Source organism: Candidatus Pelagibacter sp. HIMB1715 (genome assembly GCF_052047595.1).
Lineage (GTDB): Bacteria > Pseudomonadota > Alphaproteobacteria > Pelagibacterales > Pelagibacteraceae > Pelagibacter.
The window spans coordinates 1-24,733 of the sequence record NZ_JBNAJY010000032.1 but is presented as its reverse complement, the minus strand read 5'-3'; the positions used below and the strand labels follow the sequence as shown (position 1 = coordinate 24,733).

Here is a 24,733-nt window from a genome sequence, read left to right as displayed (position 1 = left end):
TTTATATTCTAGATTTGTGGAAGAAAATAAATCTTCAATCGAAAATGAAAAAAAACAATTAGTTTTAAAAAAAGAGAGAGAAATTGCTGGGGAAGTACAAAAGAAACTATTTCCAATTGAAAAAAATATTGAAAATTTTGTGTATGCTAAAAATGTACCTGCGAGAGACGTATCAGGAGACTACTATGATTATATTAAAGTTTCTGATGAAGAAATTTATTTTACTTTAGCAGATGTATCTGGAAAAGGTATTAAAGCGGGAATGTTAATGGCAAACGCTTCTTCAGTATTTAAATCTTTTTCAAAATTAAAATTTCCAATTAACCAGCTAGCACAAAATATCAATAATCAAGTAAAAGAGTCTTCTTACAAAGGAATGTTTATTACTGCAGTTATTGGAAAACTAAATATTTCTTCTAAAGAAGTAGAATTTATAAATTTTGGACATGAAAGCATTATGTGTTTTGATAAAAACAAAAAATCTTTTTCTTATATAAAAGCAGAAAGACCACCATTGGGACTTTTAAGTATAAAAGACCCTCAAACCATCAAAACAACTAATTTAAATTTAAAAGATAAAAATATTTTTATTTACACAGATGGTGTTACTGAAGGTTATATTGAAGGTGAAAAAGAATTTACAGTTAAAGGGGTAGAAGATGAAGTTTTAAAGAACAGCTCATCAGATATTAAAGAAATAATTGATCGAATAACTAATAAGCTAAATAATAGAGAAAAATTAAGGGACGATATTACAATGATGGGGCTACAATAAATAAGCAAACTAAAAAAACACTCATAATTGTAAAAACTAATTTCTTTTTAATCGAATCTTTTTCAATCTTTTTTGAATTTAATTTATAAAGCTCATTGATATCTACTTTTTTATCATGAGGAGTAGTGATATTATTTATTACTATTTGATCCCAATTTTTATTCTTTAAAAGTGATTTTTGAATATTATTCATTAATCAATCAACCCTTTTTGCTGAAGTCCTTCGAGGTATTTTTCCATTGTTATCATTCCATCTTGAGCAGATGTTTGAAGAGTTGATGTAATTTGAGCTGTTTTTCCCTCTCTAATAAGGTTTCTTATTGCAGTTGTTCCTGTCATCACCTCAAAACAACCAATTCTTCCTCCACCTTTTTTCTTTAAAAGTTGCTGAGATAAGACCATTCTAATTGATCCAGCTAACATTGATTGAGCTAGCGTTTTTTGAGATGGGGGAAATACATCTAAAATTCTGGTTACCGTAGATGATACATTGCTAGCGTGAAGTGTTCCAAATACTAAATGTCCTGTTTCTGCAGCAGTTAGAGCAAGAGATATTGTTTCTAAATCCCTCATTTCTCCAACTAGGATTACATCTGGGTCTTGTCTTAAAGCAGATTTTAAAGCTCTTGCAAAACTTCCAGTATCTTTTCCAACTTCCCTTTGCGAAATAATACTTTTTTTAGATGGATGCACAAATTCAATAGGGTCTTCAATAGTAATTATATTTTCTGCTCTATTAGAATTTATTTGATCTATCATTGCTGCAAGAGAAGTGGACTTTCCTGATCCTGTTTGACCTGTAACAAGCACTAACCCATTTTTATGTTTGATAGCATCCATCACAGCTGGAGGAAGACCAAGTTTGTCCATTTGAGGTATTTCACTAACAATTTTTCTTAAAACCATACTTGGTCCATTTGTAGTATAATAACCATTTGCTCTGTATCTGTAATCACCTACAACAACAGCAAAATCTAAATCCCTACTGTTAACAATTTCTTGAAGTTGTGATTTATTTAAATGACTTTTCCAAAAATTTTCTAATTCTTGACGACTTATAATATCATCTTCAAAAACTAAAATTGATCCATTTTCTCTAAGTGCTAGAGGTTGATTAGATCTTATATGAAAATCTGATAGATCATAGTTAGATGCATAATTAGAAATTTTTTCATCCAAACTCATAGGATTTAACTTTTTCTATCAATCTTTTTTGTTAAATCATTACTTTTATCAATAAGATCTATTACTTCAGAAATAATTTTATCTATATTTTTTTTAATCCATTTTTCAGAAACAAATAATCCTTCATCACTTCTAATTAATTCTGAGTTATCTACTAAAGTTAAAACATTTCTTCTGATCGTTTCTCTTGGAACGTCTAAAGACCTTGAAATATAATTAATAGAGGTAGGGTTAAATTTCTTTTCTATATCTTTATCATTAAGTTTTTTTAATTCTTTTATTCTAAATTTTTCAAGGTTTTTTATGTTTGCCTTAAATACAGCAACTGTAATATTTTTTGGACTATGATTTTTTGCTGAAAGTTTAACAAAATAATTTGCATAAACTTCAATAATATCAACAAATTGATCTTGAATACTTGAAATTAAATCTGTGGATTGAGGCATAACTTATTTTACAACTAAAATTGTAATATAATTGCTTCGACTACCTAAAATGGGGGGTTCTAATATTAAGATGCCTTCAAGTGATTTTGTTCAAGCGCTTGTTTTTCTAGAACTCTGGATAATTTTTTAACTTTCTCTAGTAGAGAGTTAATGTTTGTTAGATTAATTTCTCTCCATTTTTGAGTTACATAAAGCTCAGAATTGCATCTGAATACCCAATTTAATTTAATTAATTCTTCAACCTTTCTTCTAGTTGTTTCTCTAGGTAAATTTAGGCCTCTTGCAATAGCATTTATATTTGTGCCTAGTGCTGTGTTACAAAAAGTACTGTTATCACACAACACATCATTTTCTTTAAACGATCTAAGGTTGACGCTACTTATTATTTTTAAAATAGCTGGGTAATATGATTTGTTGCCGAAATTATCTATATCTGTTGAATAGATTGTAGCTACAAAATCCTCAATAATTTTATAGTTATTTGCATTTATCATACTCAAAGTGAGGATACCCATATTGAGTTTAAATAATAATAAAATCTATATATATAACCAATATAAGTATAGAATAATTTTATATTTAAAATACCTATTATGAAAAGTGACTTTTTAAATCCACGTTTTCTAAGATATTTCATTAAAGTTGCAGATTTAGGCAGTCTTGTATCTGCTAGCAAAGATTTAAATGTAAGCCAACCCTCTATTACTAGAGCAGTTCAGATTTTAGAAAGTAATTTAGGTAAGAAATTATTTTCAAGATCAAAGAAGGGAATGAAATTAACAAAAGAAGGTCAGTTATTTTATTTAAATTCAAAGGCTATACTTTCCTATAATGAAAAAGTTTATGAAAATATCAGCCAGCCTGAATTAAAAGAACAAAAACAAGAAGAAGAATATCTAAGATTTGGTATGCCAAGAAGTTTATCAACTTCTCATAAAGAAAATTTGCTTTGGATTTTAAAAAGAAATTATGAAAATAAAAAAATAAGAATTGTAGAAGAAGAAAGCAATACTCTTAATAAGCTTGTTTTTGAAAATAAATTAGATTTTGCAATTTCTTGTATACCAGAATTTCATAAAGATTTAACGAAAGTGTTTTTATATAATGATCCATTTTGTGTAGCGTTTTATAAAGGACATCATTTTCAAAATATGAAAGAAATTCCAATAGATGAAATAAGAAAAGAACCAAATTATATTTTTAGAAGAACGTGTGAATTTTTTTATTATAATTACAAGTTAACACACAAAGGAAAATTAGATTATAAAATAATTAACAATATTGTAGATGAAAGAATAAAACATGGAAAGCATAGAGATGTAATTTATACTAATAGTGAAACAACAGCATCTCATTGTATAAAAACTGGGTTAGGTGTAGCAATTATTCCTGAATCTGTCGCAATCGATTATAAATTACTATTTAGAGAAGTTGTGAAACCATCGATTAAAAGAGATATTTATTTTATTTATCGAGATGAAAATAAGGATAAAATTAATTTTGACACTAAAGCTCTTAAAAATGCTCTTTGGTTATAATTAAGGTCTGTAGTAACCTTCAATATTTATATTTCTTGAAACATTGCCACTCGAAGCATCTCCGCCTGTAGATAAAAATACTTGTAGAGGAACTATTTTTTTTCTTTCAGGACCATATCCACAACTTATCACTCTATAAAAAACTCTTCTATCTGTATAAGTATTAACTGTTAAAGTATCTGAGCCCTGAGTAGTTTGTGGAATGTAATTGTATCCATTTAATGTAGTTTGATGTCCAACTCTTTGAACATAAAAATCATAAGTATATCTGCTGTAGTCGGCATCAGAACTAGTTGTTAAATCTTGATTAACTTGACTGTAGCTGTACCAAATTTTTTGAGTTGTATCTGTGTAACCATGAAGCCCCAAACAATCTCCAGAAATTGATAGTTTTCTTGTGTTAGCAATTACAATAGGAGAGGTGCCGCCTTTACTAATTTGATCTACTAACCAAAGTCTTCCAGACTCAAGGCCAAATTCTGCAGCTTGAGAAATTGTATTAACTTGATGACTTTTAACTGCTTTTAACGCTCCACTTTGAATAACCTGAAGCATAGCTACACTAAAAGAAGTAAGTGCCAACAGCACTACTAGGGTAAGTGGTAAAACGAACCCATTTTTTTTCTTATATTTTAAGGGGTTATATCGCATATATCCAACATATCCTCATCAGTATAAGTAAAGTCCTTTAGCACAATGTTTTCTTCTAAAAGATAATTTACACAAGCAGCTCTTTGATCAGCATTAGCATTTCCACAAGTATTTGTGCTTACAAAATTAGTGCTAAATTCAATTATATATCCTTTTGTCTGATAAACACCGCTTGATGATCCAACTATAGGTAAATCATTCCAGTCACCATCTGTTTTGTACTGACTATAATGTTCTCCATCACAAACTGTGTCATTAGCAGCTGGTCTTTGCTGACAGCATTGATTTGAATCATTTATTTGAAGTTCACAGCTATAGCCATACGCCCCACCTCGAGTTGCTTCTGAATAAAACCATTTTGCACCTCCACTATTATTTGGTTCTGCAGTAGAGCAATTGCCAGCCCAAGGTATTACCCAACTATCATTTGTACAATTACCATCATCAGAGAAAAATATTTGACCATCTTCAGGTCCTCCCATCCATCTCCATGTGTTTTCATTTTGTATGTCTGATCCACCAGTCCATCCTGCTGGATATGTATTATCAGCTTTTCTTATCCTATCTTTAATATAATTATTTTCTGCAGAACTTGTTATTGTTGTGAGATATCCTTTCAAGTTATAGTATCTAGCAGCCTCAGCTTCTGCTTCAGCTTCTCCCCACCAATACCATCCATTACCACCTACACCGTTATTACCGACATTTCCCCAAGATCCGCTTCCACCCGAGGTACGTTCTATGTAATCATAAAAATGATAGTCTGCTCCTACAGCTCTTGGAATAGGTGAAAAACCAGTAGCACCTAAAGCTAATAAAATAGTTCTATCAGGATCAGCAGAATCCGTTCTTCCTGATGGAGTTGATGCTTTGTTTACATATTTAATTGTTTTAATAAATTTTTCATATTTATCCCCTGTAGCAGTTCCCGAAATAGTTAATACACCAGTTGTAGTATTATAACTTACAGTAAGACCATAATCAGAAGCTAATGTCGTGTTCCATTCTAATTTATCTTCAGCTGAAACAAACCCATTTTGAATTACTACTCTAGCACTTGGAATATTTTTACTTGCTGGATTCCAATGAGAAGTATTATCTGACATTACATAATTAGAAAATGGTTCTTTAGCATTTGGACATTTGTTATTACAAAGACCAGTGTTTTTAGTTAAATCTCTATTTCTTAAAAATACTCTTTTATTAAAATCTAATTTATAATCATTTCTGTCTCTCGACATAAAATTTATATCAATATTAACAATGTCATTTTTAGTAACGCTATCTATAGTTGGTTTTGTGAATGCTATTGTGTTTATATTTGTGGAAACAGGTTGCCAATTATGAACTGTCGATGCGTAATTAGGATCTGATGAAGATATGGATGATGTACAATTATCTGTTCTTATAGTTTTTTTATATAAGGTATTAGTATCTTCTAGACCACTAGTGCCATCTCCTAGTTTATAGGTAACTCTATATCTATAAGCAACAGTTCCATCGCTACTAGGCTTATCAAAGCAGGAGCTAATTTCAGACCCTGATACAATTTTTACAGCATTTTCTGGAGAAATAGTTGCTTTACAGTTTGCAGTATTTGATACATCTCCTCTTATTGGATGAACAAATCCTCCTCTAGCTAAATCTCTTTCAATCATAGAAAAGATGACATTTGCCTCATCCTGCAAATCACTCGTGCTTTCAACTTGGTAAAATGTTCTTAGTCCAGATCCGTATAAATAATAAATCGAAGTTGATATTAAAGAGGCAATAAATAAACCAATCATTAACTCTACTAAACTTACACCTTTAGATTTTTTTGATTTTATTGACATACAGTTGCTGCTGATAAATTTAATGTAACTTTCTTTTTCATTCTTATTCTTGGATATCTTTGATTATTACCTGTGCCAGTTAAATCCATCACTACGGGTACGCTATTTGGAGGTCCTTCATACACAGGCGTTCCTGCTGGCCAACTTTGAGCTCTCATGTCATGATTTACAATAACACTATTAACATTATGTTGTTGCATAGATGTGCCCAATTGTGCTCTAGCTAAAAATCTAATTCTACCTGTTTCAATATTTGTTGATGCTGCAGAATGATAATCAATTTTAAAAACTTCGTTATTAATTTTAACAAAAGCTCCTCTTGCACCTGCAAGTATTGAAGTACCATCTCCTGATGAGTATTCATTTAATGTTTGATCTGTCCAACCTCCAGAGGTACCACTTGATGGTATCTGTTCGCTTATTTTAGCTTTAGGTCTAATTGACCTTTGAGATATTGTTATGGTGTTTGTTGATGTATTATTTGCATTATACTCAATATACTCGGACCCAACTTGTAAATTTCCATTGGAAGGAAAAATTGAACTATCGTTTAATACCATTGAAGTTCCAGTTGATGATAAACTTGAGGCTAAACTATCTTTTTTTACTGTAATATATTGCCAACATTCATTTTCATCTTCTCTGTCTCTATTATCTCCGTGTGCTGATCCAGTAACATTACTTGCAAGCAAACAACTTGGTTCGTTTTTTAAAACTCTCCAACTTGAAATATCATAAGGGCTAGGGTTTCCTACTAATTCAAGAATTATATCAGACAAATCATTCAAATTACTAGTTCCTAAATGTATTACCATTCCATCGTGCGCATTAGCCCATTGGTATCTTCCTGTACAGGTTCCTCCACTAATATTATTTAGACAACTTTCAGAACTATCATCAAAGACTAGTACTCTTGCATCTGAAGGTAAATTTTTAACTTTAAATTTGAAATAACCTTTACCATTGTAACCGTCAACAACCTGACCAATCTGCGCAGTATCAGTTGTACCTGTACCGTGGTTATATTCATCAAATATGAACCATAATGAGAGATCGTTTTGATTTACTCTAACCCCATCACATTGACCTGACCAAACACTATCATTACAACCAGATGGCCTAACTCTTACATCTGCACCCGTATATCTATATAAAAATACACTAATTGAATTATTCCATGCATAATTTTGTCTACAAGTTGAAGCATGAGTAGATTCACAGGTAATAGTGTTTTCGTCTCTTCCACCACTAGGGGTATCTGAAGTAAGGCTATCAAATTTTTTTGCTTGGCCACTAAAATAGTAATGTTCAGTAGGATTTTCATTATGACTCATTATTCCTGTAACAACAGGGTTTGTTACTCCTGGGAAAGTAAATGCTACAGATTGAGGCAAATCATCAAAAATACAAAGGTCAATTTTTTTTGCTAAACTAATATTATCTGTACCATCTCCAAGTGTAACTGTAACTAACCCATCATCAGCAACATCAATAGTTCTAACCGTTACATCAGAACCAAGTTCAGTATCAATAATTGATTTCCAATGATCAAAAAGATCGTTAACATCATCCGGTACACTTGAACAATTTGTTAGTGAAGCTGGTGCAGAACCAGTTAAATCAAATCCATCAAAACAACTTAGGTCTTCTTTTTTTAGAGCAATAAATGTCAAATTAGATGAAGTAATAGTTGTAGTTGGAAGATTTTCTTCTGTAGTGATTGTAACACTGTCTGGAGTAGTTCCACTTACACTATCAACAGTAAATCGTTTAGAAAGATTATCAATTATAAATATATCTCCTTCTTTAGGTAAAGTTGATACACCAGAAACCGATAGTGTTTTATCGTTTGCAGTAAAAGTTTGAGCATCAGCTGTTATGGATCCATAGGGATTAATTGTTTTTTTTCTATAATCCATCATGTCTTGTAATATTAAATCTGCAATTTGATCATATTTTCCTTTTTCAACAAAAGATTGTTGTGAAGATAAAAATACACTTGTAGAATTTACAAATGTCAATGTAATCATACTTAGCACAAAAAGTGCAATCATTGCTTCAAGCAAGCTAAAACCTTTAGTTCTCTTCGACATATCCTGTTTTATTATGTGTTATAATTGCTGTGTCATCAGAGGCTCCAGTAATTTTAAAATATTTCGTAGTTGGGGCTGAACCGTCATATAAAAAACAAAGCTCAACTGTTTCACTTACTGGTGATGAACATGAATCTGATGTACATGATTTTACATTTAATCCTTCAAGTGTTTCATCATATTCTGCGATAGATGTTAAAGATGACAATGCAGAGTTTGAAAAAGTATTACTGCAATTAGAGTCCCCTGTGTTTACACCGCTATAGCAACCACATCGTCTATTCAAATTTAGATCTCTCCATTTAATATTAGCACTGTCAGGCTCATAAACTTTTAATAACAAATCATCAGATGAATTACTTAATGTTACTTTGTAATGTTTATTATCAGCATGTGCATTAAATCGCACTTTTTGTAAATATTTTAATAGTATAGTTTTGTTACTGCCGAAGTTTGATCCAGAAACAAAACTTTGGTATCCAATTGTGCCAATTGAAGTTAGTATTCCTAATATTGCAACTACAACCAATAATTCAATTAAAGTAATACCTTTAGATGTAGTTAAATGACTCATGTCAAATTACTATAATAAATTCAATGTTATTTGATTATAAGACCCCCAATTTGGGGAGGGTTACAGAGTTTAACGAGTCAATTAGAAGTAAATAATAGTTCTTAGCTAGCAATTATATGAATGAAAAATTAGAAAATTTTAAAAATAAGATATTAAGTTTTCTTTTAAAAATTTTTTCTCCAATTCTAGGAAAACAAGCAATATCAAAGGAAAATCGTTTTGCCATAGAATTGGATGACGAGGGAATTAGTATTTGTAAATACAATCAGGGTTCAAAAACAATTACAAATCTTTATCATGAAAAGTTTAATTTAGCAGGAAACACATCATTATTTAATGAGGATGATCAAGTTTATTATAGTCAGAAAATTGTTCATATTTTAAAAGAGCAAAAATTACTTGAGAAGGAAGCAACAGTAATTTTGCCCACCTCCGAAACAATTATTAAAACAATCAATATCCCACTTATGGATCAAGAAACATTTGATCTTCAAACAAGCGATATTGAGTTTTGGAAAACATTTGAAGAATTGTCAGATATTATTGATAACAAGATATTTAGTTTTCAACCTTTAGCAATTAATGATGAAACGCAAGAACAGGAAATAGTTATCTGTTTAATTGAAAGAGAAAAAGTTGAAAAATTAAATAAAATTTTAAGGCAATCAGGTGTTAAACCTACAATTTATGAACCGAAGTGTTTTTCATTAATTAATACAATTTTTGCAAACCAAAAAGATAACAAATCTAACGAATTTGCTTTTTTGGAATATGGAGAAAAAGAAAATTACTTAATTACAGTTACACAGAATAAATTTGTTTTTGCTATAAATAATATTACACGAGCAGACATAATTCTAATTAAACAATTAGAAAAAATGCCTGATCCATCAGGTCCATTTTGGTCGGAAGTTTTTGAAAGATCTATTCAAGATGTTAGAGGAAATTTAATGGATGATGAGTGGAAGGGGAGTGAAGAAAAAACAACAATATTTAGAAATTTATATGTTCATACTGATCTTGAACAAAGCGAAAAATATCTAAATGGATTACAATCTAAGTTACCTGATTTTACAATAAAACCATTAACACTAAATAATGCAAAAAGTGATGAAAGCAAATTTGAGAACATTTTAACAAATAAAAAAATTAAATTTTCAAAAAAATTAATTAAAAAATTTAATCAAGATAATATTTTAGAGGATAAATTATATCCAGTAATTGGTGCATCTTTAAGATTATTTAACCCTTTCAATATAAAAGAAAATTTATTTTTAAGATTTAAACAAAATTTATATCCATACAAAGATCAATTGATAAATAACAGAAAGATACAAGCAACAAATGGATCTTTGTCTATGGTTTTAATATTGCTTTTATTAATTTTTTCATCAATTATTGGTTTAAATATTCCAAAGTATTTAGAGAAAAACCAATTACTGGCCTCACATCCTGCTATTGTAAATGATTATAACTCTTTGATGGAGGAGATTAAAACTTCTAGTTCTAAAGTAAAAAAAATTGAAAAAGAAAAAGAACTTGCTGAAAAATTAATTGTAAAAACTGATAATTTTTCAAAGATAATTATAGAAACCCCAAAAATTGTTCCTAATGGTGTTGAATTACAAAAAGTAGATTATATTAAAAATGACTCTGTTGTTTTTTATGAAGGCTATGCGTTAACTGATTATGATTTAAATTTATTTTTAAATAACATCAAAAAAAGAGTTGGAAATCCCGACATTACTAGCTTGAGCTTAGCGGAACTTACAGAAACTATCGAAATAAATAATGGAGGTGATGAGGAAGATCAACAAATAATCGTACCATCAGAAGATGTTTTAAAACTAAGAAATTTTAAAATTAAGGTGGAACTATGATCAAATTATTAAGAAGTAAAAAACTCAAAAGAGTTAAGAGAGTTCCAAAACTCAAGAAATTTAAATTTGAGGATGAGCAAAAAACTTTAAATTCAAAAAGTAATTATATGAAATTCCTCTATATAATTATTTTGGCTATAAGTTTTTCGGTAGGTAATTTTTTTGTAATTAATCCCACAATCCAAAAAGCAAATTTGATTGAGAGTGATTACAATCAGAAAAAGAATTTTATAAATACTAGTAACGAGTTAAGAGCATCAATTGTAAGTAAAAATAAAAAAGTAGAAAAAGAATTTTCTGAAATTCAAAAATCTTTTTTCAAAAAAGAAGAACAGGAAAAGTTTTACAAATTATTTTCTGAGCTTGCTATGGATAACAAGCTTAAGATTTTAACTTTAACAAAGGCAAATGAAGATTTTTATAAAGAGCCAAAAAAAGATAATCCAGCTGAATTTGAAATTTACAATCAATACACTCAAGTGTCTTATGATGTAGAGATAATAGGAAATTTTATAGACTATATGCGATTTGTAGAGGATTTAAAAAATATTAATAAAAGCATGGTCACTGATAATGTACAAATTAACAAAGATGGAGATGGTATAATTAAAATTACTTCTAAAATTTTAATTAACTTTAAAAACTCATGAAAAAATTTTTTATTTTAATTTTTTTATTTTTTTCAACAAATGTTTATTCAGATAATCTGAGAGATCCTTTCTATAAAGACTTAAAAAATGAAGTTTTAAAACGTCATAGTCTATCAAGTGCTTCTCCTTACTCTGTTCAATCATTAAAATTAGTTGCAACTTTACTTGCTCCAAAATTTAGTAATTTAGAAACTTTAAGGAAACAAAATAAAATTCCTAAAAATTATTTTAAAAGTCTTGCCTTAATAGAATTACCTGGAAGCGAAGATCATGTTGTTGTTTATGAGGGCCAAAAAATTGGACCAAGGAGTGCAGTTATAAAAAAAATAACAAAAGATAAAGTATTTTTAGTTGAAAATAATAAACAAATAATAATGGAGATTGCTCAATGAAGACTATTTTAAATATAAAAATTTTTACGTTAATTTGTCTATTATTTCTGTCAGCTTGTGCTGGTAAAAATGCCAGAAATACCGATGTTCCAAGTGAAATAGTTTTAGAGGAAGTGACAAGAGACGGGCTTACAACTTTAAGTGAAACAGTAAGTCTAGGACCTGATAGTAATTATAATAATGATGTTACTAAACCAAGAAGAGAATTAAAAACATCAATTAATTTAAATGAAAATAAATTAATTCAAAAGCCTGATTTTAATATTTCAATTAGTTTTAAAAATACAAGAGTAACAGATGCCTTACTTGCATTGGGAAATCTTGGTGGAAGAAATATTATTATTGATGAAACTGTAAATGGTTTTTTAAATATTGATATAAACAATGAACCTTGGAATGTTGTTTTCAATTCTATATTAGCTTCAAAAGGTTTGACTTATTCAGGAGATACTGAAAAAGGTTTAATTGAAGTTTTCCCGGATATTCCATCAGAGGAAATTGTATTAAAGAATGAGATCTTTAATATTTATTATGAAACTCCATCGAAAATTAAAACACAAATAGAAAGTTTATTTGCAGGTACAGGTGAAGGTGAAGCAAATTTAATATTAAACGTTGATGATGAAAATAAAACAATAATTGCTCAGGGAACGGATAAGCAGCTAGATGAAATTGAAATTATTCTCAATAAAATTGATGTCAAAAAACCACAAATTTTAATCGAGGCATTCTTAGTTGAGGTTAAACCTACTTTTGAGACAAAATTAGGATCTAGAATTGGACTTTCTAAGATTTCTGACGGCCAAGGAGGAGCAACTACCACTCAACTTTCAGGTATTATTGGAGGTACTGATGGAGTTGAATTAGGTACAGCTGGAAATAGTGTTTCTAGTTTTTTAGTGGATGGTACTTCTGGATTGGGGATAATTAGAAATGTTGGGTCTAGACAGTTAAAAGTAGAAATAGATGCTCTTGAAAAAGACGGTGACTCTAGAACATTATCTAATCCGAAATTATTTACGATAAGTGGAAAAAACGCAAAAATTACACAAGGAACTAAATTTGGAGTAACAGAAACTACTACAGCTGATGGTGTCACAACATCTGCAACAAAATATTACGATGCAAATTTAAAACTTGATGTAACCCCGGTAATCACTGGTGATGGCAATGTAATGATGAAGGTTTTAATTACGAATGATACAGTTAGTTTTTCAACAACTCCTCCTTCTATAGATAAAAAAGAAGTTAATACCAACCTAGTTTTAACAAGTGGTGATATTGCAGTTGTTGGAGGTATATTGACCGAAACTTTATCTGAAACTAATGCTGGTGTACCAGGCTTAAGAGATATTCCTGGAGTTGGCGCATTATTTAGATCAAAAATTAACAAGGATGATAAGACTGAATTATTAATCTTCTTAGCTCCAAGAGTAATTTAGTATGGAATTAAGTGCAGTAGCTTCTGAAAAAATTGCCTCTTTATTGGCTACAAATGGAATTTTGTCACAAGATAGGTTAACCAAAATTTCTGTTCAATGTGCACAAAACAAAGAGAAGATAGTCCCAGAATTATTAAAAAAGAATTATGTGAAAGAGGAGGATATCGTCAAAGTAATTTCAAGAAATTTTGCGATAAAGACAAATGATATTAAGGCAGAAAATATAAAGCCAGATGTATTAAAAATATTACCAGTCGAATTTATTAAAAAAGAAAAAATTGTTCCTTGTGCGCTCGAAGGTGGAACACTTAAATTAGTTATAGCTGACCCTAGTAAACTTAATTTTGCATCCAAGATAAAAAATTTTACAAAAAAAAATGTAGTTTTTACGGTAACCACTTTTTCAAATATTGATAAAATTGCTGCTTCAAAAATATGGGACATTGCAAATTCTAAAATTGTTACCAAACCAAAAACTACCACTACACCAGTTCAAAGTGGAAACATAAACATCGTTGAGTTTGTTGAAAGAATTTTCCAAGATGCTTTAAAAAGTGGCACTAGTGATATTCATATAGAAATTTTTAAAGATAACGTGGGACAAGTTAGATTTAGAAATGATGGGATAATGGAAATACAAGATGAATTAAGCCAAATTATTTCTTCTAATTATGTACCAGTAATTACAAGACTAAAAATAATGGCTGGCTGTGATATTTCTGAAAATAGGTTGCCACAAGATGGAGCTATAACAGTTAAAGATCAGAGTAATGGTGGAATAGACTGTGATGTAAGATTTAATGTATTGCCAAGTAAATTTGGTGAACGAGTAGTAATGCGTTTACTGAGAAGTACCAATGTAATTGGATTAGATAAAATTGGTATTCCAATGAATGAGTTATCAAAGTTTATAAAAGCAATTGAATCTCCGCAAGGAATGGTTTTAGTAACAGGACCAACTGGAAGTGGAAAGACAACAACACTTTATGCGGCGCTTGCACATCTGAATAAACCTGAATTAAATATACTAACTGCAGAGGATCCAGTTGAATACACAATGGAAGGTATTGGACAAATCCAAGCTAATGAAGGAATTGGTTTAACTTTTGCAAATATTTTGAGAGCTTTTCTAAGACAAGATCCTGAAGTGATATTAGTTGGAGAGATTAGAGATAAAGAAACGGTTGATATTGCAATTAAGGCTGCAATTACAGGCCACTTATTATTATCAACACTTCATACAAATGATGCAATTCAAACAATTATAAGATTAACCAATATGGGTGTTCCAAATTTCATGATAGCTGGAGCTTTGAACACAATTGTTGCTCAAAGACTAGCAAGAAAAATTTGTCCTGATTGTAAAAAAGAGGATGAAAAAATTACAAAAGACCAACTAAAAGAAATTGGGTTTACTTTAACAGAGGTTGAAACACTAAAAGTTTACAAAGGTGCAGGTTGCAATAAGTGTAACAATTCTGGCTACAAGGGTCGACAAGGGATTTATGAAATTCTTGATATCAATGGCGAAATTCAATCGGCAATTATTGAAGAAAAAAGAGCGCCAGAAATTCTTCAAATTGCTAAAAAAAATGGTTTTAGAACTATGGACGAAGTTGCAAGAGATCACATTAAAAATGGAGTGATCACTTATGAAGAATTTTTAAGAACAATTACTATTCAAGGGTAATAGATTATGCCTCAATTTTCTTACTTAGGTCTTCAAGCTGGAAAAAAAGTAAATGGCGCAATCGTTGCTAATGATAGAATTGATGCGGGTAAAAAATTAAAAAATCAAAAAATTATACCTACAAGTTTAAATCAATTAAAAGACAATGATGCTGATGCTGATCCTGAGATAAAGACTTTCTTAGGAATGCAAATATCATCAGACAAATTGAGCTCTGTAGATATTATGCTGTTCACTAAAAAATTAGAAACAATGATCAAAGCAGATCTTCCAATAATGGAGGCTTTAAAACTTGCAAGAAGACAAGCAACAAAACCAGGATTAATTAAAGTTACAAAAACAATCATTGAGGATTTGAACCAAGGTAAAACATTTAGTTCTTCATTGGGTAAATTTCCGCAGTACTTTGATGATTCTTATATCAACATGGTTAAGGCAGGGGAAAGTAGTGGAACACTCGCAACTTTTTTAAAAAAAATTGTTGATCTAGTAGAAAAAAATATAAAAATTGTAAAAGATATAAAGGGAGCATTAACTTATCCAATAATTTTACTTACGGTTGCTATGTTAGTAACAGTTGTAATGTTAGTAAAAGTTGTTCCAGTGTTTCAAGAAATATATGAAAGTATTGGAGTTGAGTTACCAGCTGCAACACAAAAAGTAATTGGTTTAAGTGAATTTTTACAAGATCCAAGTAGAGGAGGAGTTCTTTTTTTAACTCTAGCAATAATCATTTCTTCTTCAATTTATTTAAACAAAAAAGTTTATGGTGTTAAAAAGTTTTTTCATACTTTGATATTGAAACTTCCTGCTTTTGGTCCTTTGGTAAAAAAATCGATTTATGCAAAAGTTGCTTTAGTATTAGCAAATTTGTTAGGTGCAGGTGTATCAATTATAGAAGCACTAGAAATTAGCAGCAAAGTAACTAGCAACATATTAGTTAGAGAGGCAATTGGAAGAATTCAAAAAGAGATACTTACAGGTAAAAATTTATCTGCATTGTTTGCTTCAGAAAAAATATTTCCTCTAGAATTTTCTGAATTTATGAAGGTTGGAGAAAAGACAGGAAGTGTTGATGAAATGTTTAATTCAATATCAATTTATTATGAAGCGGAAGTAGATAACGCTGTAGGTGCTCTTAAACAATTTATAGAACCAGTTATGATTGTATTTATTGGAGGTATTATTGCAGGTTTATTATTAACTTTGTATCAACCTATATTTAATATGGGTCAAGTAATTCAATAAAAAATGAGTAAATAAATTTAAATTATTCTAGTAAAATAAAAAATTAAAATAAAAGAAATTCCTAAAGCTGAACCATAAGGTATCTCAAAATTTTCCTCTTTTTTTCCCACTAAAAGATAATAGAAAATCCCTAAAAAGGACGAAATAGAGAGGATATATAGGAATTTTTCAAACCCAAGCCAAACACCTAGTCCCGCTATTAAATATACATCTCCCATACCTAAAGCTTCTACATTTCTTTTCTTTTGAAAAAGATATCTCAATGCAAAAAATAAACTAAATCCAATAATTCCAGTAATCATTGCATTTAAAGTTGATATATTTAGAGGATTTAGTTCAGGAAATATAATTGAAACAATTATTCCAGAAAGTATTAAGAAATAATTCATAAAGTCAAAAATTACTCTTTCCTTAAAATCAATTACAATTATCAATAAAATAATAAAAAAAATTAAACTAAGTGTAATTGATTGACTTAAATTAAAGAGTAATGAGTTGATTAAAAATAATATACCAGTTGATAATTCAATAATTGGATATTGTTTATTTAATTCTTTTCCACAACATTTTGATTTACCAGATAAATATAAATATGAAAAAATAGGAATATTTAAATACCATGCAATTTGTTTGCTACAATGTTGACAAGCAGACCTTTTTAAAAAAACATCCTCATTTTTTGGTAGTCTCAAAATGCAAACATTTGCAAAACTGCCTACTAAAAATCCAAATATCAAAAATAATATATGGATCATATTTTATAGTTCTAGAAAATATTTTTTAATGCTTCTGATATATAAAAATTAACAATTCCAAGAGTATCAAGTACTATTATCCCTGATATTGTAAATAATAATATGATTAATAATATTAATAAATTTTTATTCTGTGGTTTTTGATTAGTAGATTTAACTTCTTTTTTATTTGAACTTTCATCTTCTTCAATAACTTCAACTTCTAATTCTTTTTCAATTTCTTTAAATCTATCCAATGTCTCATCTATACTTTTAAATCTTTCCTGATAACTTTCATTCGTAGTTTCCAAATCTCTAATTTTTTCTTGTAAGTTTTCTATTTGTACTATTAGATCTGAATTGTCTGGTAAATTATCACCTCTTGGAGCGTTAACTTCTTCCTCATTATCATTTGAAGCTTCTTCAACTATATTAGAGTTATTCATTTTTTTTAACTCATTTTTAATTTCTTCTAATTGGTCTAATTTTGATAATTGATCTGAATCTTTATCAATTTTTTTTTCAATTTTTGATAAAGTTAAATTTACATCTTTTATTAAATTGTATGGATCTGAGTCCATAGTAGCTAAAGACTCGTTTGCTTCAGCTATTTCATTTATTTCTGAATTACCGTTTTCTTTGACCTCTGAAGAATCACTAAGCAAAGTATCCTCTAAATTTTCGTTATTGTTTTCATCTAATAAAGAAAAATCTTCGTTGTTATCATCTGAAAGCAAAGAATCGTTTGAGGTATCACTGTCACTCAAAAGATTATCATCGTCATTTAATAATAAATCTTTTTCGTTATCGTCATTTAAGCTCATAGTCTCTTTTTACACTTTATCTTATATTTATTTTTTTTGAGATACCCATTATGGGTAGGGTAAATTTTTGAGTTTTTTTAAATTAATGCTATACAGCATTATGCCATTTACAGAACAAACTAATGATAAAGGAGCCACAATAGTTCTCGAGGGAGATATTGACCTAGAAAAAACAGAGGAATTAAGAGATCAAGCAATGCAAAGCTTAGACAATAATCATGAATTAGAGTTTGATATGTCTAAAGTGGAGTATATTGACAGTTCTGGGGTGTCTGTTTTAATCGAATTACGTCAAAAAGCTGAGGAACAATCAAAAAAATTTACAATTAAATCTCCAAGCGAACAGGTTTCTTCAGTGCTAAAAATGGCAAAACTTTTTGATTTTTTTACAATAACTTAGTTACTAACTAAATATCCTGCAAAGATTTTACTTCTAATTTTTTAGTCTTTAGAGATTTGATGGCATTTAAACATGCAAGAGCAGTAGACATATTGGTGCAATATGGAACTTTATTTTTAAGCGTTGCTCTTCGAAGAGCAATTGCGTCATTTAATCTGTGTTCGCTGTTTCCACCACCTGTATTAATTACAAGTGCAATTTTTTTAGAGTCTAAAATATCAACAATATGAGGACTACCACTACTTACTTTATTAATAATTCTACATTTCATTCCGTGTTTTTGTATGTATTCAGCAGTACCTTTGGTTGCGCATAATTTAAAATTATTTTTAATAAGCTCTTTTGCAAGATCAATACCTTCATCTTTATGAGAATCTTTCAAAGATATAAATGCAAGTCCTTCTTTTGGAAGAGAATTAGCTGCAGCAATCTGACTTTTAGCAAAAGCCATTCCAAAATCTTTATCAAATCCCATCACTTCACCTGTAGACTTCATCTCAGGGCCTAAAAGTAAATCGCTATTTGGAAATTTATTAAAAGGAAATACAGCTTCTTTTACTGCATACATTCCTTTTGATTTATCTTTAAGATTAAATTTAGAAAGTTTTTCACCAGCCATTATTCTTGATGCAATCTTTGCAAGTGGAATTCCTTTTGCTTTTGATACAAAAGGCACAGTTCTACTAGCACGAGGGTTTACTTCAATAATATAAATTTCATCTTTCTTGATTGCATATTGAATATTCATAAAACCTTTTACTTTTAAAGCTAGAGCTAGTTTCTTTGTTTGGTTTTCAATTTCTTTAATTAGATATGGCTTAATAGATACCGGTGGCAAACTACATGCTGAGTCCCCAGAATGAATTCCTGCCTCTTCAATATGTTGCATGATACCTGCTACATAAACATCCTTTCCATCAGAAATAGCATCCACATCAACTTCCATTGCATGATCTAGAAATTTATCAATTAGAATTGGATTTTCTTCAGCAGCTTTAAATGCTTCTTCAACAAAGTTTTTTAACTGACTTTTCTCATGAACAATCTCCATTGCTCTTCCACCTAGAACATATGAAGGCCTAACCACTAGTGGTAAGCCAATTTTCTCCGATATTTTAATTGCCTCTTTGAATGTTTTTGCAATTCCACTATCTGCTTGTTTTAAATTTAATTTAATTAATAAATTTCTAAATTGATCTCTATCTTCTGCTAAATCTATTGAGTTATATTGTGTTCCTAAAATTGGAAGTTTGTTATCATTTAAAAATTTAGCAAGCTTTATTGGAGTTTGTCCTCCAAACTGAGCAATAACACCTATTAGATTTCCTTTTTCTTGCTCCTTTTTAATAATGTTAAATACATACTCTTCTTTCAAGGGTTCAAAATATAACCGATCACTTGTGTCATAATCTGTAGATACAGTTTCAGGGTTACAATTAACCATGATGGTCTCAAAACCTGCGTCTTTCAAAGAAAAACTTGCCTGACAACAACAATAATCAAACTCAATCCCTTGGCCTATTCTGTTAGGTCCACCACCTAAAATTATTATTTTCTTTCTACTTGATGGATCTGCCTCACACTCGGAATTTATTGAGAAATTTCTTTGATAAGTTGAATACATGTAAGGTGTAAATGATTTAAATTCAGCAGCACAGGTATCAACTTTTTTATATACAGGTAGCACTTTTAGAGCTGTTCTTTTTCTTCTTATTATGTCTTCTGAGGAATTAGTAAGCTCAGCTAATTTTTTGTCTGAAAAACCAATAGATTTAATTCTATTAAATTCATTATAATCTTTAGGAAGACCTCTTTTTTTAATAACTAACTCGTTATCAACAATCTCTTTAATTTGTCCTAAGAACCAAGGATCAATTTTAGATAAACTGTAAATTCTTTTTAAATTGATTTTTTTTCTAAAAGCCTCGGCAACAAGAAGCATTTTGTTTGGAATATGCTCTTTCAGTTTTTTTTCTATTTGTTTTTTATTTAGATTAAATATTTTGTCAAAACCAGAAAAACCAGTTTCTAAGGATACCAATGCTTTTTGAACAGACTCTTTGAAATTTCTTCCTATAGCCATTGCTTCACCAACAGATTTCATTGAAGTGCCTAAAGTTGCTGGCGATGTAGAAAATTTTTCAAAAGTAAACCTTGGTATTTTAGTTACTACATAATCAATACTTGGTTCAAAAGAAGCAGGTGTTACTTTTGTAATCTCATTTTTAAGTTCGTCTAATGTATAACCAACCGCGAGCTTAGCCGCTACTTTTGCAATTGGAAACCCAGTTGCTTTAGATGCAAGTGCTGATGATCTAGATACTCTTGGATTCATTTCAATAACAACCATTCGTCCATTTTTTGGATTGATTGCAAATTGAACATTAGACCCACCTGTCTCAACTCCAATTTTTCTTAAACATGCAATAGAGGCATTTCTCATAACTTGATATTCTTTATCAGTAAGAGTTAAAGCTGGAGCTACAGTTACAGAATCTCCTGTGTGAATTCCCATCGGATCAATATTTTCTATTGAGCAAATGATGATACAGTTGTCTTTTTTATCCCTTACAACTTCCATCTCAAATTCTTTCCAACCCTCTAAACACTCTTCTACAAGAACCTGGCTAACCGGTGACTCGTGTAATCCATTTTTTATAATTTTAAGATATTCTTTTTTATTCTTTGCTATTCCACCACCTAGACCACCTAGTGTAAATGCAGGTCTAATGATTGCAGGCAAACCAATTTTATTTAGAACTTTAGAAGCTTGATTGATATTATTAACAATCTCAGATTTTGGTAAATCTAAACCAATATCAATCATATTTTTTCTAAATTTCTTTCGATCTTCAGCATTAGAAATTGCTTTAGAATTTGCACCAATAAGTTCTATTTTGTATTTTTTTAATATTCCTTTTTTCTCTGCCTCCATTGCAAGATTTAGAGCAGTTTGGCCTCCCATTGTTGGAAGAATTGCATCTGGTTTTTCTTTTATAAGAATTTTCTCTAGAACCTCTAAGGTGATTGGCTCTATATAAGTTTTATCTGCAACATCTGGATCTGTCATGATGGTTGCAGGGTTGGAATTAATTAAAACAACTTTATAACCTTCATCTTTTAAAGCTTTACAAGCTTGTGTTCCTGAATAATCAAACTCACATGCTTGGCCAATAATAATTGGACCAGCACCTACTACTAATATTTTTTTAAGATCTTTTCTTTTTGGCATTTTTTTTCATATTGTTAATAAATTCTCTAAATAAATAGACACTATCTTGTGGTCCAGGGTTAGACTCGGGGTGATATTGAACTGAAAATACGGGTTTATTTTTTAACTTAATACCCTCAATACTATTATCAAATAATGATTTATGAGTGACTTGAATATTTTTCGGTAAAGTTTCTTTAACAACTTCAAAGCCATGGTTTTGACTAGTGATCTCTACATTGTCATGAATTAAATTTTTTACAGGATGATTTGCACCTCTATGACCTAACTTCATTTTTTTTGTTTTACCACCAAGTGTTAGAGCGAGAATCTGGTGACCCAAACAAATGCCAAATATTGGAATATTTTTTTTAATAAGGTTTTTAATTATATTTATCGCATACTTTCCTGTAGCAGCAGGATCTCCAGGGCCATTTGATAAAAATATTCCATTTGGTTTAAGACTTAAAATTTTTTCAGCAGATGTTTTGCAATGTACTACTGTCACTTTGCAATTAAAATCAGAAAAATATCTTAAAATATTTTTTTTAATTCCGTAATCTATTGCAACAACATGAAATTGATTTTTTTTATTTTTTACAAATCCATCTTTCTTATTCCAAGTTTTAAAACCCTTCCAAATATAATTTTTTGGAGTCGATACTTCTTTAGCGAGATCTAGATTTTTTAATCCACTCCATTTTAAAGTCGTATTTGTTAGTTTGCTTATATTGAATTTTTGCTTTTTTGAGAAAGCAATTGTTCCTTTTGGTGCTCCTTTGTCTCTAATAAAATTAGTTAAACTTCTAGTATCAAGACCAGCAAGACCAACAATTTTATTTTTCTTAAGCCATGCATCCAGATGTAAAAAAGCTCTATAGTTTGATGGATCAGTAATTTCTGAATTAAAAATTACTCCTCTAGTCCATATTTTGTCAGACTCTATATCTTCCCTGTTGGTACCTACATTTCCAATGTGTGGAAACGTAAAATTGATAATTTGACCAGCATAGGATGGATCTGAGATTATTTCCTGGTAGCCAGTTAAAGAAGTATTAAAACATACTTCTCCAGTTGCCTCACTCTCGTAGCCAATACCAATTCCTTTAAATACTTTCTTATTTTCAAGAACTAAAACGCCTGTGTTAATTTGATAATTATTTTTTGAGTTTATTTTTTTTGAATTTTTGATCAATTACAACTCATGAGTTAAAGGTTAATACAATAATTGCTTTATTATCGCAACAGAGATGTATTATAAAATTGTAAAAAAACAATTTTTCTTTTGAAGAATTTTTTCTTTGAAGTAGATTAAAAAAATTATGTCATTAAAGAACACTATCGAAAACGAATATAAAAATGCTCTAAAATCAAAAGATAAAAATAAAATATCAACCTACAGGTTAATTTTATCTTCTATTAAAGATTTAGACATTGCAAATCGTTCTGGGCCCAACAAAAAAGATACGGATGATGAGGATATAAAAAAGCTTCTTAAAAAAATGGTTAAACAAAGAGCCGAATCTATTGAAATCTATAAAAAAAATAACAGATCTGATCTTTTGGAAGTTGAACAAAATGAATATGATATTTTAACTTGTTTCTTGCCTAAGCAAATGAGTGAAGAAGACACTAAAAAATTATGTGCTGAATTAATTGCTCAATTAGGCGCTGGTTCCTTAAAAGATATGGGCAAGATAATGGGTGAGTTAAAAAAATCTCATTCTGATGAAGTTGATTTTTCTAAAGCTGGATCAATAATTAAGGAATTATTGAATAATTAATGAAATACCCCAAAGAGTATTTAGATGAAATTAAGACGCGATTGAAAGTGTCGACGGTTGTTTCGAAAACAGTTTCATTAAAAAAAAGAGGTAAAGAATTTGTAGGTTTATCTCCATTTAAAAACGAAAAAACACCTTCATTTACAGTTAATGATGAAAAAGAATTTTATCATTGTTTTGCTACCTCAGAACATGGAAATATTTTTGATTTTATAATGAAAACTCAAAATTTAAAGTTCGGAGAAGCCGTTAAGCATTTGGCGCAACTAGCTGGCATGCAACCTTATTTGTTTTCAAAAAAAGATGAAGAAAGAGAAAAAAAGTGGAATGAATATAAATCAATCTTTAATGAATATGTTGATTTTTATCACAATGAATTAATTAAAAATGAACAACATTCAAATGCTAGAGAATATTTAAAAAATCGATCTTTGAGTAAAGAAAACGTAAAAAAATTTAAAATTGGATATGTGGAAAAAAATCCAAGTATATTCGAGCAATTTAAAAATAAATATAGTGAACAAACATTAATTGAAACTGGATTGTTTTATTTAGATGAAAAAAAGAAAATTTATGTCGAAAGATTTAGAGGAAGATTAATTTTTCCAATTAATAATATAACTGGTCAACCAATTGCTTTAGGTGGAAGAATAATAGAGAACTTAGATTATCTTGCAAAATATATTAATTCACCAGAAACTTTATTTTTTAAAAAAGGATCAAACTTATATAATCTAGATTTAGCTAGAAAATTATCAAACAAAGTAGATCATATTTACTTAGTGGAAGGTTACATGGATGTTGTTGGTTTAAGTAAAAACGGAATTGATAATGCTGTAGCAAATCTTGGCACCTCACTAACTGATAAACAGATTTTGATACTTAATCAATTTTTTGATGATATCATTATTTGCTTTGATGGTGATGAAAGTGGTTATAAAGCTGCTTTAAGAGCAGCAGAAAGTTCAATTAAAGAACTAAAACCAGAAAAACAAATTTCATTTTTATTTTTACCAAATAAAGAAGACCCCGACAGTTATGTGAATAAAAATGGAAAAGCTAATTTCATAGAATTCACCAAACAATCTAAGCTATCAATTCACCAATTTATTTTTAGTCACTATAAAAAACAAACTGAAAATAACCCTTCTTCCATGGCTATTTTTGAAAAAACATTAAGAGAGGTAGCAAACACTATTAAGGATGATTATATAAAAAAATATGTATTAGAATATTTTTTAGAGAAAATTGCAGAATTAACGCCTCATTCAAATCAAAAAAATAAAAAATCTTATAAAAAACCAACTAAATCTTTAGATGCTACCAAAAAGTATTATAACGAAAGCCAATCTTTATCTGGAGTTGAGCTTAAAGAATTTTC

Annotated in this window: 23 protein-coding genes; 11 read left to right on the top strand and 12 right to left on the bottom strand. The window is 29.5% G+C overall.

The annotated features are described in order from the left end of the window. A partial coding sequence (locus ACTTAY_RS06975) for a PP2C family protein-serine/threonine phosphatase (RefSeq protein ID WP_440672895.1) occupies nt 1-775 on the top strand: 775 nt, incomplete at its 5' end. Here the strand turns inward: ACTTAY_RS06975 and ACTTAY_RS06970 are convergent. The 4 genes from ACTTAY_RS06970 to ACTTAY_RS06955 form a co-directional block, all read right to left on the bottom strand. After that, on the bottom strand, nt 753-968 hold the full coding sequence (locus ACTTAY_RS06970) for a hypothetical protein (protein ID WP_440672894.1): 216 nt from the start codon (nt 966-968) through the stop codon (nt 753-755). The two genes, ACTTAY_RS06975 and ACTTAY_RS06970, sit on opposite strands and share 23 nt — an antisense overlap. Continuing rightward, the gene (locus ACTTAY_RS06965) at nt 968-1,960 is read right to left on the bottom strand and encodes a type IV pilus twitching motility protein PilT (protein WP_440672893.1); all 993 of its coding nucleotides are present in this window, start codon (nt 1,958-1,960) and stop codon (nt 968-970) included. Before ACTTAY_RS06965 ends, ACTTAY_RS06970 begins: the two co-directional genes overlap by 1 nt. 5 nt (nt 1,961-1,965) lie before the next feature. Continuing rightward, a complete protein-coding gene (locus ACTTAY_RS06960) occupies nt 1,966-2,406 on the bottom strand; it encodes a hypothetical protein (protein ID WP_440672892.1) in 441 nt (146 codons plus the stop codon). A gap of 65 nt (nt 2,407-2,471) precedes the next feature. Next, complete coding sequence (locus ACTTAY_RS06955; RefSeq protein WP_440672891.1) at nt 2,472-2,900, bottom strand: hypothetical protein; 429 nt, start codon at nt 2,898-2,900, stop codon at nt 2,472-2,474. Between the two features lie 99 nt (nt 2,901-2,999). Here ACTTAY_RS06955 and ACTTAY_RS06950 point away from each other — a divergent pair, with 99 nt between their 5' ends. After that, nucleotides 3,000-3,944, top strand: coding sequence for a LysR family transcriptional regulator (locus tag ACTTAY_RS06950; protein WP_440672890.1), 945 nt, complete (start codon nt 3,000-3,002; stop codon nt 3,942-3,944). Here the strand turns inward: ACTTAY_RS06950 and ACTTAY_RS06945 are convergent, their stop codons facing one another. From ACTTAY_RS06945 to ACTTAY_RS06930, 4 genes are all read right to left on the bottom strand, one after another. Continuing rightward, nucleotides 3,945-4,499 (bottom strand): hypothetical protein, encoded by a 555-nt coding sequence (locus ACTTAY_RS06945; protein ID WP_440672889.1) that lies wholly within the window; start codon nt 4,497-4,499, stop codon nt 3,945-3,947. Between the two features lie 77 nt (nt 4,500-4,576). Further along, a complete protein-coding gene (locus ACTTAY_RS06940) occupies nt 4,577-6,430 on the bottom strand; it encodes a prepilin-type N-terminal cleavage/methylation domain-containing protein (RefSeq protein WP_440672888.1) in 1,854 nt (617 codons plus the stop codon). Continuing rightward, complete coding sequence (locus ACTTAY_RS06935; RefSeq protein WP_440672887.1) at nt 6,421-8,523, bottom strand: type IV pilus modification PilV family protein; 2,103 nt, start codon at nt 8,521-8,523, stop codon at nt 6,421-6,423. The genes ACTTAY_RS06940 and ACTTAY_RS06935 overlap by 10 nt, the downstream gene beginning before the upstream one ends. Continuing rightward, a complete protein-coding gene (locus ACTTAY_RS06930) occupies nt 8,507-9,097 on the bottom strand; it encodes a type IV pilin protein (RefSeq protein ID WP_440672886.1) in 591 nt (196 codons plus the stop codon). Before ACTTAY_RS06930 ends, ACTTAY_RS06935 begins: the two co-directional genes overlap by 17 nt. Before the next feature lie 116 nt (nt 9,098-9,213). Here ACTTAY_RS06930 and ACTTAY_RS06925 point away from each other — a divergent pair, with 116 nt between their 5' ends. Genes ACTTAY_RS06925 through ACTTAY_RS06900 form a run of 6 tightly spaced genes read left to right on the top strand, consistent with a single transcriptional unit; the run spans nt 9,214 to nt 16,399 of the window. Beyond that, nucleotides 9,214-10,977: a hypothetical protein gene (locus ACTTAY_RS06925; RefSeq protein WP_440672885.1), complete on the top strand. Its 1,764-nt coding sequence runs from the start codon at nt 9,214-9,216 to the stop codon at nt 10,975-10,977. Continuing rightward, a complete protein-coding gene (locus tag ACTTAY_RS06920; protein WP_440672884.1) occupies nt 10,974-11,627 on the top strand; it encodes a hypothetical protein in 654 nt (217 codons plus the stop codon). The genes ACTTAY_RS06925 and ACTTAY_RS06920 overlap by 4 nt, the downstream gene beginning before the upstream one ends. Beyond that, complete coding sequence (locus tag ACTTAY_RS06915) at nt 11,624-12,019, top strand: hypothetical protein (RefSeq protein ID WP_440672883.1); 396 nt, start codon at nt 11,624-11,626, stop codon at nt 12,017-12,019. The genes ACTTAY_RS06920 and ACTTAY_RS06915 overlap by 4 nt, the downstream gene beginning before the upstream one ends. Continuing rightward, on the top strand, nt 12,016-13,461 hold the full coding sequence (locus ACTTAY_RS06910; RefSeq protein WP_440672882.1) for a hypothetical protein: 1,446 nt from the start codon (nt 12,016-12,018) through the stop codon (nt 13,459-13,461). Before ACTTAY_RS06915 ends, ACTTAY_RS06910 begins: the two co-directional genes overlap by 4 nt. 1 nt (nt 13,462) lies before the next feature. Then, complete coding sequence (locus ACTTAY_RS06905) at nt 13,463-15,151, top strand: GspE/PulE family protein (RefSeq protein WP_440672881.1); 1,689 nt, start codon at nt 13,463-13,465, stop codon at nt 15,149-15,151. 6 nt (nt 15,152-15,157) lie between these two features. Continuing rightward, nucleotides 15,158-16,399 (top strand): type II secretion system F family protein, encoded by a 1,242-nt coding sequence (locus ACTTAY_RS06900; protein WP_440672880.1) that lies wholly within the window; start codon nt 15,158-15,160, stop codon nt 16,397-16,399. 17 nt (nt 16,400-16,416) lie between these two features. Here ACTTAY_RS06900 and ACTTAY_RS06895 read toward each other — a convergent pair whose 3' ends face one another. Both ACTTAY_RS06895 and ACTTAY_RS06890 read right to left on the bottom strand, forming a co-directional pair. Beyond that, nucleotides 16,417-17,154, bottom strand: a complete 738-nt coding sequence (locus ACTTAY_RS06895) for a prepilin peptidase (protein WP_440672879.1) — start codon at nt 17,152-17,154, stop codon at nt 16,417-16,419. Between the two features lie 11 nt (nt 17,155-17,165). After that, a complete protein-coding gene (locus tag ACTTAY_RS06890; RefSeq protein ID WP_440672878.1) occupies nt 17,166-17,957 on the bottom strand; it encodes a hypothetical protein in 792 nt (263 codons plus the stop codon). Between the two features lie 100 nt (nt 17,958-18,057). Between ACTTAY_RS06890 and ACTTAY_RS06885 the strand changes: the two genes are divergently transcribed. Beyond that, entirely contained in the window at nt 18,058-18,357 is a 300-nt protein-coding gene (locus ACTTAY_RS06885) for an STAS domain-containing protein (RefSeq protein WP_440672877.1), read from the top strand. Between the two features lie 7 nt (nt 18,358-18,364). Here ACTTAY_RS06885 and carB read toward each other — a convergent pair whose 3' ends face one another. Beyond that, nucleotides 18,365-21,589 (bottom strand): carbamoyl-phosphate synthase large subunit, encoded by a 3,225-nt coding sequence (carB, locus tag ACTTAY_RS06880; protein WP_440672876.1) that lies wholly within the window; start codon nt 21,587-21,589, stop codon nt 18,365-18,367. Then, entirely contained in the window at nt 21,567-22,763 is a 1,197-nt protein-coding gene (carA, locus tag ACTTAY_RS06875; protein WP_440672875.1) for a glutamine-hydrolyzing carbamoyl-phosphate synthase small subunit, read from the bottom strand. Before carA ends, carB begins: the two co-directional genes overlap by 23 nt. A gap of 127 nt (nt 22,764-22,890) precedes the next feature. Here carA and ACTTAY_RS06870 point away from each other — a divergent pair, with 127 nt between their 5' ends. Further along, nucleotides 22,891-23,352, top strand: a complete 462-nt coding sequence (locus ACTTAY_RS06870; RefSeq protein WP_440672874.1) for a GatB/YqeY domain-containing protein — start codon at nt 22,891-22,893, stop codon at nt 23,350-23,352. After that, nucleotides 23,352-24,733: DNA primase (gene dnaG / locus ACTTAY_RS06865; protein WP_440672873.1), on the top strand; the 1,382-nt coding region annotated here is incomplete at its 3' end. The genes ACTTAY_RS06870 and dnaG, both read left to right, overlap by 1 nt.